A 13785-nucleotide genomic window follows, 5' to 3' on the forward strand; every position below is an offset into this window, starting at 1 on the left:
CCGCACACTGCGCGAAAAGGCTGCGAATCCGCCCGTTTGCCACTTTACGAAGCGCGAATGGGCGCTAGTTTTCCAGGCGCATGGCACAGACTTTCCCGACCGGGCGCAGGGCCATCTTGCGCAAGATTCTCATCGATCTCGCCTTCATGGGTGTGATCGGGGTGACACTGGCGCTCATCGGTCCGTTCGGGAGCTTTCAGGACCCCTTGGCTACGCGCCTCATCGTCTGGGTCGGGTTCGCCTACATCGGCTATGCGCTCTATTCCCCGATTGATGTCCTCGCCCAGAAGATTGCACCGGCGTTGGCGCTTCCGGTCTGGGCCCTGCGCGTCGCCGGAGTGCTGCTTTCGTCGATCCCGATGGCGATCGTCGTATGGCTCCTTCCGCGCCTTCCCGATCGCGCCCGCATGCCCGATGCGTCCGAAGCGCTGGAGAATTATTTCTACGTGGCGGTCATCGGCGGGATGATCACGGTGCTGTTCACGATGGGGCAGCGCTCCGTAACTGAAATGGATAGCCCCGTTTCGCAGGACGAGCCGAGCACGCCAACGGCACCTGAGCCGCCACGTTTCCTCGACAGGCTGCCTCCGGAGATCGGGACGGAGCTTCTCGCGCTCGAGATGGAAGATCATTATGTCCGCGCGCACACGTCGCTGGGCAGTGAGCTCGTGCTCATGCGCCTCGGCGACGCCATTGCCGAACTCAAAGGGGTGGACGGGCGTCAGGTGCATCGCAGTTGGTGGGTCGCCCGCGATGCGGTGGAGGAGGTCAGGCGCGAGGGGCGAAACCTGCGGCTTGTCCTCGCGCGTGGCATCGAAGCGCCTGTATCGCGCAACCGCGCCGGCGAGCTCAAGGCGGCAGGCTGGCTATAGCCGCTTGCCGTAAGGGCGGGTGCGCCCTAAGCGGCCTCGTATGACTACCTATCCCAAGACCGACCGCCTGATGCAGCGCGGCGCAGAATTCCTCGGTTCGCGTTACGCCATCCTGTGCGGCGCCATGAGCTGGGTCTCCGAACGCAACCTCGTCTCCGCCATTTCCAATGCCGGCGGCTTCGGCGTGATTGCCTGCGGCGCGATGACGCCCGAACTTCTCGAGACCGAGATCGCCGAGACGCAGAAGCTCACCGACAAGCCTTTCGGCGTGAACCTCATCACGATGCACCCGCAGCTCTTCGAGCTGATCGAGGTGTGCGACAAGGCGGGCGTGAGCCACGTAGTTCTCGCTGGCGGCATTCCGCCCAAGGGCAGTGTCGAGGCTATCAAGGGCGGAGAGAATCCCGCCAAGGTCATCTGCTTCGCGCCGACGCTGGCGCTGGCCAAGAAATTGCTGCGCTCGGGCGCAGATGCGCTGGTGATCGAGGGCATGGAAGCGGGCGGCCATATCGGCCCTGTTTCGACCAGCGTCCTCGCACAGGAAATGCTCCCCGAGCTTTCGGAAGATCACATCATCTTCGTTGCCGGCGGGATCGGCCGCGGCAATGCGATGGCTGGCTATCTCGAGATGGGCGCGGCAGGCGTCCAGCTCGGCACGCGCTTTGCCTGTGCGACCGAGAGCATCGCGCACGAGAACTTCAAGAAGGCGTTCTTCCGCGCCAATGCTCGCGACGCGGTGGCCAGTGTGCAAGTCGACCCGCGCCTGCCGGTCATTCCTGTCCGTGCGCTCAAGAACAAGGGCACCGAGGAGTTCACCCGCAAGCAGATCGAAGTGGCAGGCACGCTCGACCGCGAGGAAATCGCGATGGAGGAAGCCCAGCTGCAGATCGAGCACTATTGGGCGGGCGCACTGCGCCGCGCGGTGATCGATGGCGATGTCGAGAACGGCAGCCTGATGGCGGGCCAGTCGGTCGGCATGCTCAAGGAAGAAGAGCCGGTGGCGGTCATCATCGAGAAGCTCATGGCCCAGAGCGAGGAAGCGCTGACGCGGCGCTAGGCATGTGATCCGCCGCCTCGACCTAGATGTCGCGATCTACCGCGACCGCGTGCAGGTCACGCACGAGGCGAGCGAGACCTTTGTCGATCAGCGTGCCGAGTTTCCCTATTCTTCGGACGATGCGTTGATCGCCAATGCGCGTTACTTCGAGCATACGCTGGTACGCGCCATCGGCCAGGTTCTGCGACAGGGCGGCTTCTCGCTCAAGGAACCGATCGCGCATGTGGTCCGCTTCGACGGCGATCTCGACGAGCGGCAGCGCGCCATAGTCGAGACCGCACTGCGCGAGACGGGCATGACCGAGATCATCTTCGCGCTCGAAGAGTGACAAAGCCCGCTTGGCCGCTGCCTAGCGAAACGCGCTTGCAAGGCCGCCGCCACGAACGCCAAGAGTAGGCCCATGTCCGATCCGCTCGTCCTTACCCTCTCCTGCACCGATCGCCCGGGGATCACCGCGCGGGTCACCTCTTTCCTGTTCGAGAGCGGGAGCAACATCCTTGAGGCGCAGCAGTTCGGGGATCGTGCCGCCAACGCCTTCTTCATGCGGGTCGAGTTCGATCCGGGCGAGACGGGCCGCGAGGAAATCCGCGAGGGCTTTGCGCCGCTGGCAACCGAGTTCGGCATGGACTGGAAGCTGGCGCTGCGTGATCGCCCGCGCAGGGTCATGATCATGGTCAGCAAGTTCGACCATTGCCTTGCCGACCTGCTTTATCGCTGGCGCATCGGCGAAATGCCGATGGAGCCGGTGGCGATCGTGTCGAACCACCCGCGCGAGGCGATCGAGCACACGCCGCTGGGAGACATTCCCTTTCATCATCTGCCGATCACGAAGGATACCAAGGGCGAGCAGGAAGCGCAGGTCCGCGAGCTCGCCGAACGCTACGACGCCGAACTGGTGGTGCTTGCGCGATACATGCAGATCCTCTCGGACGAACAGGCGGCGCATTTCGCCGGGCGGTGCATCAACATCCACCACTCTTTCCTGCCGGGCTTCAAGGGTGCCAAGCCCTACCACCAGGCCTACGAGCGCGGGGTCAAGATGATCGGGGCGAGCGCGCATTACGTCACTGCCGATCTCGACGAGGGTCCGATCATCCATCAGGCCGCCGAACCGATCAGCCATGCGGACAGCCCCGAAGAGCTCGTGCGCAAGGGCCGCGAGATCGAGAGCCGCGTTCTGGCCGAGGCCGTGCGCCTTCACCTCGAGGAGCGGGTGCTCCTCAACGGCCAGCGCACGGTGGTCTTCAGGAGCTGATCACCGCGCCGCGACGCGCGTCTTGGCGCGTTCGAGCTCCATCTCCTTGTCCTCGTTGGCGCGCTTGATGACGTACTGGCGGATCGCTTCCACCTCGTCCTCGCTGAGCGATTGAGAGAAGCTCGCCATGCCATTGTCCTGCAGCGCGCCCCCATGGACGATCTGCAGCCATGTCGAACGGTTCTCGAGAGCGCCCGAACGCCTGAGGTCGGGAAGCTCGGTCGAGCCGACAGCAGCCGGTGCGTGGCAGACCGCGCAGTAGCGGGCGTATTTCTCGCGGCCGAGCTCGATCGTCTGCGCGCTGGCTTTCGACAGCGGCGGATCAAGCGGGGCGAGCGCGAAGTCGGGCTCATCGGGAAGCTGCGCCTCGCCGCCGAGCTTGAACACCAGCAATCGGCTGATGTTACGCACCGGCTTCATCTGGTCGATCAGCTCGCCATCCGCAGTGATCGCGAAAGCGCCGCCCCAGCCTGCAAGCACGGCGACATATTGCTCGCCGTTCACCGTATAGGTCATCGGCGGGGCAACAATACCGGTCTGCGCGGGGAAGCTCCAAAGCTTGTCTCCGGTCTTGGCGTCATAGGCGGAGAATTCGCTGCCCGAATTGCCCTGGAAGACCAGACCGCCGCCCGTGGCGAGCAGGCCGCCGTTCCACGGCCCGGGATGTTCGACTTCCCAGCGCGGTTCCTGTGCGACCGGATCCCAGGCGACGAGCTTGCCCTTGATCGTGCCGAGGATTTCGCGCCGGATACCGAGATCGGGGGGCAGGTCGCCCGCGCCGATATCGAAACCGATGTTGAAGCCGCGCGCGCGGTCGGGCTTCCAGTTCGCTTCCGGCTTGTAGAGCATCGCGGCCTCGAACGCCGGGATGTAAACGAGGTTCTCGCCCGGGTGGTATGCCATCGGGTGCCAGTTATGGCCGCCCAGCGGTCCGGGCATGACGATCGCGGGTTGGCCGGTCACGTCGATCCGGGTTTCGGGATTCATGATCGGGCGACCGTCGTCGGTCATGCCAGTCGACCAGTTCAGCGGGATGTAGGGCTCTGCCGAAATGAACTCGCCCGTCGCGCGGTCGAGGACGTAGAAATAGCCGTTCTTGGGTGCCTGCATCAGGACCTGACGCTCGCGCCCGTCGATTTCCATGTCGGCCAGCACGATGTGCTGCGTCGCCGTGTAGTCCCAGGTCTCGCCCGGCGTGGTCTGGTAATGCCAGACATATTCGCCCGTATCGGGCCGGATCGCGACGATGCTGGAAAGATAGAGGTTGTCGCCTTCACCCGTCCCGTCGGGGCCGGGGCTGCGATAGGCGCGGTTCCACGGGCTCCCGTTGCCGACACCGATATAAAGCAAGTCGAGATCGGGGTCGTAGGCCATCGAATCCCAGACCGTGCCGCCACCGCCGATGCTGTCCTCGCCGCTCAGCGCATCGCCGCTCCAGGTCTCGGCTGCTGCCTTGAGGTATTCGGGCGCATCATCCCCATCGTCTCCGGGTACGGTGTAGAAGCGCCAGAGCTCTTCGCCGTCCTCGGCGTCATAGGCCGCGATATAGCCGCGCACGCCGAACTCGGCGCCGCCGCTTCCGATCAGCACCTTGCCGTCGATCACGCGCGGCGCGCCGGTGATAGTGTAGCTCTTCGTCTGGTCGACCGTGACTTTCTCCCAGGCCACTTCGCCGGTGTCGCGATCGAGCGCTACTAGCCTGCCGTCGAGCGTGCCGAGGAAAAGGTGGTCGCCCCAGGCGGCGAGGCCGCGGTTGACCACGTCGCAGCAGGCTTTCACGCCCGTCTCGCCGGGCACTTGCGGGTCGTAGCTCCACAGCGGTTCGCCGGTCGCGGCGTCGAAGGCGAAGACCTTGCTCCACGCGCTGGTCACGTAAAGCTTGCCGTCCATGACGAGCGGGGTCGCTTCCTGACCGCGGGCCGTGTCCATGTCGGCAAACCATGCGAGGCCGAGATCGCCCACGCTGTCGCGATTCACCTGGTCGAGCGGCGAGAAGCGCTGTTCCGAATAGGTTCGTCCGTGGCTGATCCAGTTCGCACTGTCCTCGCCTGCGTTCACGAGCCGCATCGCATCGATGCCGCCCTCCGCCACATCGCCGCTATCGCCGCATGCTGCCAGAAGCAGTGTAGCCGCCATCGCAAAGCCCCGAAGCTTCATCCCTCTCTCCCATGTCCGGCGCCATATTGGTCGCTCAATTGAAACCCATCCTGCCCTTCAACCGTATTCTTGTCCATGACCGGCGCGTGCGAATGGCCGGAAACGAGCAAGGGAGAAGCGGCAATGTGCAATGAGAGTCACCTCGAACGCTGGGGCAAGATGGAATTGAACCGGCGGACATTCGGCGCTGGGGCCATAGCTGGAATGGCTGCCGCCTGTGCGCCCATGGAGGACGACACGATGGCATCAGCCGATCCCCAGACGGTTTCGATGCGCGAGGTCTCCTTCCCGACCGGCGAGGGTCCGCTCGACGGCGAATTCTACACTGTCGGCGACACGGCGCGTCCCGGCGTGATCTTCTGGCCCGATATTGCCGGCATCCGCCCGGCCAAGCGCGAGATGGCGACGCGGCTGGCCAAGGCGGGATATGCCGTGCTGCTCGCGAACCCCTATTACCGCGATGTTGCAGGCCAGCAGTTCGAGGACTTCGCCAGCTTTGCCGCTGCGGGCGGGTTCCAGAAGGTCCGCCCCTGGCGGAGCAAGTTCACGGCCGAAACCAAGCGGCGCGACAATGCAGCAGCGGCCGGCTGGCTGATGGAGCAGGCCGAGGTCGCCAAGAATCGCGGCATCGGTGTGCAGGGTTATTGCATGACCGGAGGTCACGCCTTGTATGGTCCATGGTCGGAAGACTGGATCACCGCGGGAGCGAGTTTTCATGGCGGTGGCCTCGTCACCGACAGCGAAACCAGCCCGCACCGTATCCTCCAGGACGATGCGCACTACCTCGTCGCGATCAGCCAGGATGACGATGCAGAGGCGCCTACGCATGCGGGCATCCTGCGCGAGGCAGGGAAGGATACTGCCGGTGCGGAAGTCGAAGTCTATGCCGCGGACCACGGTTTTTGCGTTCTCGACAGCCCGAGCTACAACCGTGACGAAGCCGAACGGGCATGGGCCCGCTTGCTCGCCACATATGAAGAGGCCTTGTGACGAAGAATCGACCGCATGATTAGGGCAGTCGCCGCATTTGCCCTGGCTGCCGCTATTGCGACTTCTTCGCCGTTGGCGGCGCAGGATTACCAGCCGGATTGCGAGCGGATCGCTGCCTTCCTTGCCGAAGCGGTGGATGATGGACGCGTCGCAGGCGCGTCTGCGCTGGTGTGGAAGGACGGTGAGGAGCGTTGCTTCGATGCCGCTGGTCTCGCCGATCGTGAGTTGGACAGGCCTTTCGAACGCGATACGCTCGTCCAGTTCTTCTCCATGACCAAGCCGGTCACAGGCGTCGCGCTCATGACCCTGTGGGAAGAAGGCAAGTTCGGCCTAGACGACCCGCTCTACTGGCACCTGCCAGGGTATGAGAATGTCGAGGTGCTGCGCGGCGAAGCCGACGACGGCACGGCGATCACCAGCCCTCCGAGGCGGCCGATCACCATACGCGATATCCTGCGCCACACTGCCGGTTTCACCTATGGGGCTGACGGCAACCCGACCAATGCAGCCGACCGGATTTTCGAAGACCTCCAGCCGCTAGACGCAGACAAGACCCTCGCCGATTTCTCGCAGGCGATGGCGCAGGTGCCCCTGCTCTACGAGCCGGGGACCCAGTGGAACTATAGCGCTGGTGTCGACGTGCAGGCGCGGCTGGTCGAGGTGCTCTCGGGCAAGGATTTCACCGACTACGTCCAGGAGACGGTGCTCGGACCGCTCGGCATGGCAGATACGCGCTGGGCGCGTAGCGAGGAGGATCTCTCGAGACTCGCGCGGATCTACACGGTGGAAGGCGACGGCAGCTTCACCGCGCTTCCCCGTGACCTGTGGCTCGAAGCCAATTTCATGGACAAGCCGATGACGATGGGCGGCTCCGGCCTCGTCGGCACGGTCGACGATTACCTGCGCTTCGCCCGCATGCTGCTGGGAGAAGGTGCGCTGGGTGATGTGCGCATCCTCGAGCCTGCCACCGTGCGGCTGATGGCGAGCGACCACCTCGATCCCGCGATCACGCCGGACAAACGGTCATGGCTGGTCGGCAAGGGCAGTGGCGGTTTCGGCTTCGATTTCTTCGTGCGCACCGGCCCGCCTGAAAACCCGGAGGAGAACCGCGGCAGCGTCGGCGAATTCTTCTGGGACGGGTGGCCCTCGATGCTGTTCTGGGTCGATCCGCGCCAGGACATGGCGGTCATCTTCGCGACGCAGAAGCTGCCATTCGACAATAGCCTCCATCATGACTTGCGCGATGCCGTTTACGGTGCCGATTACGATGGAGGCCTTTAAGGTCGATCCTGCGGAATTCTTTCCGGTTTTTCTTCCCCTGTTAAGACCCTCGCGCTAGCATGCGCAAAACGGGACTAATTTTGGGGGTCACAATGGATTTACTTGGCGTTCTGGTCGCGATTATCGGCCTGGTCGTTATTTTTCTCGCAATGGGCGTGCGCGTGGTCAAGCAGGGCTACGTCTACACGATCGAGCGGCTGGGCAAGTTCACGCTCGCCGCAGAGCCGGGCCTGCATCTCATCATCCCATTCATCGACCGCGTCGGTCAGAAGGTGAACATGATGGAGCAGGTGCTCGATATTCCGGGCCAGGAAATCATCACCAAGGACAACGCCATGGTCGGCGTCGATGCCGTGGTGTTCTTCCAGGTGCTCGATGCGGGCAAGGCCGCTTACGAAGTTTCCAACCTCTACAACGCGATCATGGCACTCACCACGACCAACCTTCGTACGGTGATGGGCTCGATGGACCTCGACGAAACGCTGTCCAAGCGTGACGAGATCAACGCCCGCCTGCTCGCCGTGGTCGACCACGCGACCTCGCCCTGGGGCGTGAAGATCACGCGCGTCGAGATCAAGGACATCCGCCCGCCGATCGATATTTCGGAAGCGATGGCCCGCCAGATGAAGGCGGAACGTCTCAAGCGCGCCGAGATCCTCGAGGCAGAGGGCGACCGTGCTTCGGAAATCCTCCGCGCGGAAGGTTCGAAGCAGTCGGCCATCCTCGAAGCCGAAGGCCGCAAGGAAGCTGCCTTCCGTGACGCAGAAGCACGCGAGCGTGAGGCGGAAGCCGAAGCAAAGGCGACGCAGGTCGTGAACGATGCGATCGCCGGTTCGGGCGGACAGGCGCTGAACTACTTCGTCGCGCAGGAATACACCAAGGCGGTCGGCAAGTTCGCCACCAGCCCCAATGCCAAGACCATCCTCTTCCCGGTCGAGGCGACCCAGCTCATCGGCTCGCTCGGCGGGATCGGCGAACTGGTCAAGGACTTCGCCAGCGACGGTCCGGGCGGCGGCACGCCTCCGACCCCGCCGACGCGTCCGGCGCCTTCGCCGGCACCTCGTCCGCAACCGCGCAGCTCCACGCCGAGCGTTCCGCGTAGCGGCACTCCGGGAGCACGCTGATGGACTGGTTCGAAACGCTTGAGCCGCACTGGGTCTGGCTGGGGCTGGGGTTCTTCCTCGCCGCAGCAGAGATCCTGGTGCCGGGATACTTCCTGATGTGGCTTGCCGGCGCTGCGCTGATCACCGGGGTGATCGCTTTCGCCCTGCCCTTCGGCATCCCGATGCAGGTCGTGATCTTCGCCGTGCTGTCGATCGCAGCGGTATTCATCGGGCGCAATTACCTGCGCGCCAATCCGGTCGAAGATGCCGACCCCAAGATGAACCGCCGCGGCATGCGCCTCGCGGGCGAGACGGCCGTGGTCGTCACCGCCCTCGATGGCGGTACCGGCCGGGTGAAGCACGGTGACAGCGAATGGCTCGCCAAGGGCTGCGATGCGGCCGTCGGCGAGAAGGTACGGATCAGCGGCAGCGATGGCGCCGTGCTGATCGTCGAGAAGCTCTAGGGAGCGGTCCCGCTCAGGCCGACAGGCGCGGCTCGAAGCGGCCGTGCTTGCGGTAGCGGGTCATCCACTTGTCGAGGAACAGGCCGAGCGGCTTGGGCTCGATGCCGAACTTTTCGAAACCCGGGTAGTCTCCGCTTGCGACATTGCCCTGCTTGAGCAGGCCCCACTGGTCGCTGCCCATCGGCGTGCCCGGCAGGGCCGCGAAGGTCGCGGATAGGGCGTCGGGCATCGGCAGGAAGGTGCGCTTGCGGTGCTGCGCATCTGCGATCCGCTGGTTGATGTCCATCATCGCCAGCTTCTCGGGACCTCCCAGCTCGTAGGTCTTGCCGCCGTGCTTGGCCGGATCTTCGAGGCTGCGTGCGATCGCCTCGGCGACATCGTCGACATAGACGAGCTGCAACTCCGCTTCCGGTGCGAAGACAGGCAGCACCGGCAAGGTCGAGATCAGGCCGCCGAACATGTTGAGGAAATTGTCGTCCTTCCCGAAGACGATGCTCGGGCGAATGATGGTCGCGTTCTTGAACGCTTCGGTCACCTTGCGCTCGCCGCGATGCTTGGCAGCGGCATAGTCGTTGCGCGTGTCCTCGTCGGGTTCGGCGGCAATGGCGCTGACATGCACGAAGGCGTCCGCACCCTGCTTGGCGGCAGCCTCGGCCATCCAGCCCGGCGCATCGCCCATCAACTTGTAGAGATCGCCTTCGAAGCTACCGACCAGGTTGACCACGGCATCGGCGCCTTCGATGCAGCGCTCGACGCTCTGGCGGTCGGTCGCATCGCAGCGCGCGAACTGCATCTGGCCGAGATTGGCGAGCGGCTTGAGGCTGAAAGCCTTTTCAGGATTGCGTGCCGCGATCCGCAGGCGCGCACCCCGTTCGAGCAGGGCCTGCGCCACGTAATTGCCGAGAAAGCCGCTTCCGCCCATCAGGACGACGAGTTTGCCGTTAAGCGCGCTGCTGTTTGCCATTATCTGCCTTGCAAGTTGGAATTTCGGGGCCGCCTGTAAACGCAACCCGCATCCACTCGCAAGCGTTCCTGCGCGCAAGGTGCGAATAGCGTTGACAAGACTCGCACCCCTTCGCTAGTGGCGCGCCCCTACCCGCAAGCAGTGCATTGATGACCTGCTCGCATGTGTGCCCAGATGGCGGAATTGGTAGACGCACCGTCTTCAGGTGGCGGCGCTCGCAAGGGCGTGGAGGTTCGAGTCCTCTTCTGGGCACCAAATTCACACTCGTAATTGTTCGCTGATGCTTGCTAAGCCCCCCAGAAAACTGCGATAAATTGGGCATGGCCTGATCGCGATTGTTCGCGAGCGTTTGCTGCAAATCAGCCCCCATTGGGGGCTAATTCGGGCCAAAAGAACTTGGCTCGAAAGGCAATTGGCCCCCAGTATGCGGCTCACGAATCTTACTATCCAAAGTGCAGAGCCGAGTCAGCGGCCCTGGAAGCTTTACGACGAAGGCGGCCTTTTTCTTCTCATCAACCCAGGTGGGACGAAATCTTGGTACCTGAAGTACCGTTTCCTCGGGCGCGAGAAGAAGCTTAACCTGGGCACTTACCCGAGTGTTTCGCTGAAAGATGCGCGCGTCGAGCGCGACAAAGCGCGTTTGCAGCTGGCGGAGGGCACTGATCCGGCGCGCGAGAAGAGGCTGCGCCTGGCGGCCGCAAAGCTTGGTGCTGGCAACACGTTCAAGATCGTTGGCGAAGAGTATCTCGAGAAGATCGCCAAGGAAGGGCGTGCAGCTGTCACGCTCAGAAAGTCTCAGTGGCTTTTTTCGCTCTTGGAACGCGATCTAGGGGCCTTGCCAATCCACAGCATCCAGCCGGCGGAAGTGTTGATCCCGCTTCGCAAGATTGAGGCGAAGGGCAACTACGAAACCGCGCGCCGTATGCGCTCCCTGGCTGGACGCATTTTTCGTTATGCGATTGCGACTTCACGGGCGAACTCGGACCCAACTCAGTTTCTTCGCGGAGCATTGATCACTCCGAAGGTCGAACATCGGCAAGCAATCTTGGAGCCAAGAGCGGTAGGTGCGCTCCTGAGAGCTATCGATGGCTTCAAAGGTCAGCCGCTAACCCAGCTTGCACTAAAGCTCATCCCACATGTCTTTGTTCGACCTGGAGAGCTGCGCCGAGCCGAGTGGCCTGAATTCGATTTCGATCGTGCGATTTGGACTATTCCTTCGACGAAAATGAAGATGCGACAACCACACATGGTTCCGCTCTCGCGTCAGTCGCTGGAGCTCCTTCGAGAAGCGCATGTGCTCAGTAGTACGCAGCAGTACGTGTTCTCATCCTTGTATCCAGGCACCAGGCCGATGTCGGAGAATACGATCAACGGAGCCTTGCGAAGGCTGGGATATTCCGGTGAGGAAATGACCGCTCATGGGTTTCGCGCATTGGCCAGTACTTTGCTAAATGAGTCAGGCAAATGGAACCCGGATGCTATCGAGAGAGCTCTTGGCCACCAGGAAGCAAACTCGGTCCGCGCTGCCTATTATCGGGGGCAGCATTGGAACGAGCGAGTGGAGATGGCCCAGTGGTGGAGTGATCATCTTGATGAGCTAAGGGCAAGCTAATCGTGCAATAGGTTCATTCTTGGCACGACCTACCCCGCGCGCCACGTTGCCAAAACAACTAGAGCTCGCGTCTAGAAGGCACAGATCGCGAAGAGGTTGGTAAATTCTACCTTGAGAACGGCTCATCGGCTTCTGGGAAGCCCGAAGTATCGTCAAGCCCGGACACTGTTAAATGGACTGTGCTGATAGGACCCTTTCGCCATTCTTCGTCTAAATCGCTTGCGTCTCCGCCGCCGCCACCATCTTTAATCGTCGTTGCGTCAGCCATGAACTCGACGGACACTCTGTTGCCGCGCAGTGTGGTCGGGTCTGCTTTTACGATCGGCTTGGCGGCGGTGACCCTGAGAAGTTCGTCCACGGTATAAGACCAATCATCGCTGCCTCCAAGGATCGCCTCACGGGAACAGCTCCTGTCACCGGTAGCCATCTTAGCCAGATAGGTTCCCAGGTCGATCTGACCAGTGAAGCATGGACGAGAAGTCTGCGGTAGCCATTGTAGCCAATTTGCGGTTGAGAGCTCGATGCTGCCGTACTCGGCTGTAAAGGCCGGATCGCCAACCAGCCCGGCGGCCAGATCGCGCGAGCGTCTATCATAGGCAGCATCGACAAACTCGAAGCTTGGCAACCATGCAAGAAGTTCGTGCTGAAGCCATTCCCTGCCTGATGGCCGGACAGCGCCGCGTTTTAGTAATTTTGCTTGGACAAGCGCAGCGCGCCGATCGACTAGCCCAGAAATGGGATCCTTATAATCAATCACCACAAGCAGGTCCGCGAGCTCGCATCGCGCGTGCGGCGTTGGCGTTTTGGGCGCAAACGGTGAAGGCACGCGCGGGAACTGGACCCACGGCCGAGAATGGCAAAATACAGCCTGGAGTTGGAGTTTAAGTCCGTGCGACGCAAGTATCGGTGCCCAGCAAGTAGCGATCCCATCGAAGCCATCTAATGTTATCGTGCGAAGTGCTGATACCTCGCCCCGGGGCCTCGGTGTCCGATTACCGCCATGGGCAAGGACCTTTGCAATAGCCGAGCTCGCCGGGGGGGCAAGGAGTGGCTGCATTTGTTTCGGTAGCATTTGTACGGCCCCTTGCGATCAGCCAAAAATTCCCGAATAGGCGATCCAGCAAGTAATTGGATTGCCAAGGATTACCAGAAAATTCAGGGAGTGAGGCCAATGGCTTCGAACCAGCGGCAATCAGTATTGGACCGACGGAATAACAAACTGGCTATGGAAAGGAGGAGTGGGTGTTCGATAGCTTCAAGCGGAACGAGGATCTGAAAGGGCGTAAGAAACTCCAATGCAACTCTTGCAAGCGTCAGACAATCCATATGCTTGAGGCTCAGTGCGTCGGCAGGTGGCAGGACGATTTTGGTCGTGGCCACAGCGCAGACGGGGGAACTGAATTTTCCCTCTACCGGTGTGGGGCTTGTGACGAAGTCTGTTTCGAAACTTCATCGTGGTGCAGCGAGGAGTACGATCACGACGAAGACGGAAATATGTATTTACCTCGAACAGAGGCACAGTACCCGCCGCCTTCCTCCGCCGACTTTGCTTTCGACACCGATTTTACGCCACATGACCTCAATGAGCTGATCGATGAAATGTTATACGCACTGGCGGGGAGTAAACTTCGATTGGCGACCGTCGCCTTAAGGATGGTTGTAGAGTTCATCGTCACCGATACAAAGTGCTCGGGTCGGACTTTGAAGAAGAAGATTGATGACTTATATGCCAAGGGACACGTCGACGAAACTCAGTTGGCCTTGCTTCACAAGATAAGAGAAAAAGGCAACGCAGGCGCGCACGAGCGCATAGCTATGAGCCGCAATGAAATGGTGGCCGGGATTGGCATCATTAACCTTCTTTTGGAGAAGCTTTATAATAGTCCAAAAAGACAGGAAGAGGTCATTAGGAAGGCAAACCAGGCCTTCCAAAAGGATTCAGAGGACAAGGCAGCAGTCGACTAGCGAGCTAACTCTCTCGTGAATAATGCAGACCTTTGAGCTTCTGGGGGTAATCTCTGTCAAATCGA

13 protein-coding genes and 1 tRNA gene are annotated in these 13785 nt (G+C 61.8%); 11 read left to right on the top strand and 3 right to left on the bottom strand.

The window, feature by feature from the left end; translation table 11 throughout:
* Positions 1-80 precede the first annotated feature (80 nt).
* The 4 genes from K3163_RS02210 to purU all read left to right on the top strand — a co-directional run bounded on the left by K3163_RS02210 (position 81) and on the right by purU (position 3184).
* Positions 81-872: a LytTR family DNA-binding domain-containing protein gene (locus K3163_RS02210; protein ID WP_221429377.1), complete on the top strand. Its 792-nt coding sequence runs from the start codon at positions 81-83 to the stop codon at positions 870-872.
* A 40-nt stretch (positions 873-912) separates the two neighbouring features.
* Positions 913-1929 (top strand): NAD(P)H-dependent flavin oxidoreductase, encoded by a 1017-nt coding sequence (locus K3163_RS02215; RefSeq protein ID WP_221551677.1) that lies wholly within the window; start codon positions 913-915, stop codon positions 1927-1929.
* Between the two features lie 4 nt (positions 1930-1933).
* Positions 1934-2257, top strand: a complete 324-nt coding sequence (locus K3163_RS02220; protein ID WP_221429375.1) for a hypothetical protein — start codon at positions 1934-1936, stop codon at positions 2255-2257.
* Positions 2258-2329: 72 nt separating this feature from the next.
* Positions 2330-3184, top strand: a complete 855-nt coding sequence (purU, locus tag K3163_RS02225) for a formyltetrahydrofolate deformylase (protein ID WP_221551679.1) — start codon at positions 2330-2332, stop codon at positions 3182-3184.
* On the opposite strand, the gene K3163_RS02230 is transcribed toward purU, so the two are convergent.
* Positions 3185-5341 carry a PQQ-dependent dehydrogenase, methanol/ethanol family gene (locus tag K3163_RS02230; RefSeq protein WP_221551681.1) on the bottom strand — a complete coding sequence of 719 codons (2157 nt, stop codon included), beginning with the start codon at positions 5339-5341 and terminating at the stop codon, positions 3185-3187.
* Positions 5342-5545: 204 nt separating this feature from the next.
* Here K3163_RS02230 and K3163_RS02235 point away from each other — a divergent pair, with 204 nt between their 5' ends.
* The 4 genes from K3163_RS02235 to K3163_RS02250 all read left to right on the top strand — a co-directional run bounded on the left by K3163_RS02235 (position 5546) and on the right by K3163_RS02250 (position 9179).
* The gene (locus K3163_RS02235; protein ID WP_247712434.1) at positions 5546-6331 is read left to right on the top strand and encodes a dienelactone hydrolase family protein; all 786 of its coding nucleotides are present in this window, start codon (positions 5546-5548) and stop codon (positions 6329-6331) included.
* A 15-nt stretch (positions 6332-6346) separates the two neighbouring features.
* A complete protein-coding gene (locus K3163_RS02240) occupies positions 6347-7612 on the top strand; it encodes a serine hydrolase domain-containing protein (protein ID WP_221551692.1) in 1266 nt (421 codons plus the stop codon).
* Positions 7613-7704: 92 nt separating this feature from the next.
* Positions 7705-8736, top strand: a complete 1032-nt coding sequence (locus tag K3163_RS02245; RefSeq protein ID WP_221551694.1) for an SPFH domain-containing protein — start codon at positions 7705-7707, stop codon at positions 8734-8736.
* Entirely contained in the window at positions 8736-9179 is a 444-nt protein-coding gene (locus K3163_RS02250; protein WP_221551696.1) for an NfeD family protein, read from the top strand. Before K3163_RS02245 ends, K3163_RS02250 begins: the two co-directional genes overlap by 1 nt.
* A gap of 13 nt (positions 9180-9192) precedes the next feature.
* On the opposite strand, the gene K3163_RS02255 is transcribed toward K3163_RS02250, so the two are convergent.
* Complete coding sequence (locus K3163_RS02255; protein ID WP_221429368.1) at positions 9193-10143, bottom strand: complex I NDUFA9 subunit family protein; 951 nt, start codon at positions 10141-10143, stop codon at positions 9193-9195.
* 168 nt (positions 10144-10311) lie between these two features.
* Between K3163_RS02255 and K3163_RS02260 the strand changes: the two genes are divergently transcribed.
* Together K3163_RS02260 and K3163_RS02265 are read left to right on the top strand one after the other, a co-directional pair.
* A tRNA-Leu gene (locus K3163_RS02260) sits at positions 10312-10398 on the top strand.
* Positions 10399-10567: 169 nt separating this feature from the next.
* Positions 10568-11755, top strand: a complete 1188-nt coding sequence (locus K3163_RS02265) for a tyrosine-type recombinase/integrase (RefSeq protein WP_221551698.1) — start codon at positions 10568-10570, stop codon at positions 11753-11755.
* Between the two features lie 106 nt (positions 11756-11861).
* Here the strand turns inward: K3163_RS02265 and K3163_RS02270 are convergent, their stop codons facing one another.
* Positions 11862-12512: a hypothetical protein gene (locus tag K3163_RS02270; protein WP_221551701.1), complete on the bottom strand. Its 651-nt coding sequence runs from the start codon at positions 12510-12512 to the stop codon at positions 11862-11864.
* A gap of 485 nt (positions 12513-12997) precedes the next feature.
* Between K3163_RS02270 and K3163_RS13675 the strand changes: the two genes are divergently transcribed.
* Entirely contained in the window at positions 12998-13720 is a 723-nt protein-coding gene (locus K3163_RS13675; protein WP_221551702.1) for a DUF4145 domain-containing protein, read from the top strand.
* Positions 13721-13785 lie beyond the last annotated feature (65 nt).

Origin of the sequence: Qipengyuania xiapuensis, assembly GCF_019711395.1 — a bacterium.
GTDB lineage: Bacteria > Pseudomonadota > Alphaproteobacteria > Sphingomonadales > Sphingomonadaceae > Qipengyuania > Qipengyuania xiapuensis.

Bases quoted from the DNA above. Each gene is read 5' to 3' on its own strand.
- K3163_RS02210 (WP_221429377.1), top strand. From the start codon at position 81: ATGGCACAGACTTTCCCGACCGGGCGCAGGGCCATCTTGCGCAAGATT.
- K3163_RS02215 (WP_221551677.1), top strand. From the start codon at position 913: ATGACTACCTATCCCAAGACCGACCGCCTGATGCAGCGCGGCGCAGAA.
- purU (WP_221551679.1), top strand. From the start codon at position 2,330: ATGTCCGATCCGCTCGTCCTTACCCTCTCCTGCACCGATCGCCCGGGG.
- K3163_RS02230 (WP_221551681.1), bottom strand. From the start codon at position 5,341: ATGAAGCTTCGGGGCTTTGCGATGGCGGCTACACTGCTTCTGGCAGCA.
- K3163_RS02235 (WP_247712434.1), top strand. From the start codon at position 5,546: ATGGCTGCCGCCTGTGCGCCCATGGAGGACGACACGATGGCATCAGCC.
- K3163_RS02240 (WP_221551692.1), top strand. From the start codon at position 6,347: ATGATTAGGGCAGTCGCCGCATTTGCCCTGGCTGCCGCTATTGCGACT.
- K3163_RS02245 (WP_221551694.1), top strand. From the start codon at position 7,705: ATGGATTTACTTGGCGTTCTGGTCGCGATTATCGGCCTGGTCGTTATT.
- K3163_RS02250 (WP_221551696.1), top strand. From the start codon at position 8,736: ATGGACTGGTTCGAAACGCTTGAGCCGCACTGGGTCTGGCTGGGGCTG.
- K3163_RS02255 (WP_221429368.1), bottom strand. From the start codon at position 10,143: ATGGCAAACAGCAGCGCGCTTAACGGCAAACTCGTCGTCCTGATGGGC.
- K3163_RS02265 (WP_221551698.1), top strand. From the start codon at position 10,568: ATGCGGCTCACGAATCTTACTATCCAAAGTGCAGAGCCGAGTCAGCGG.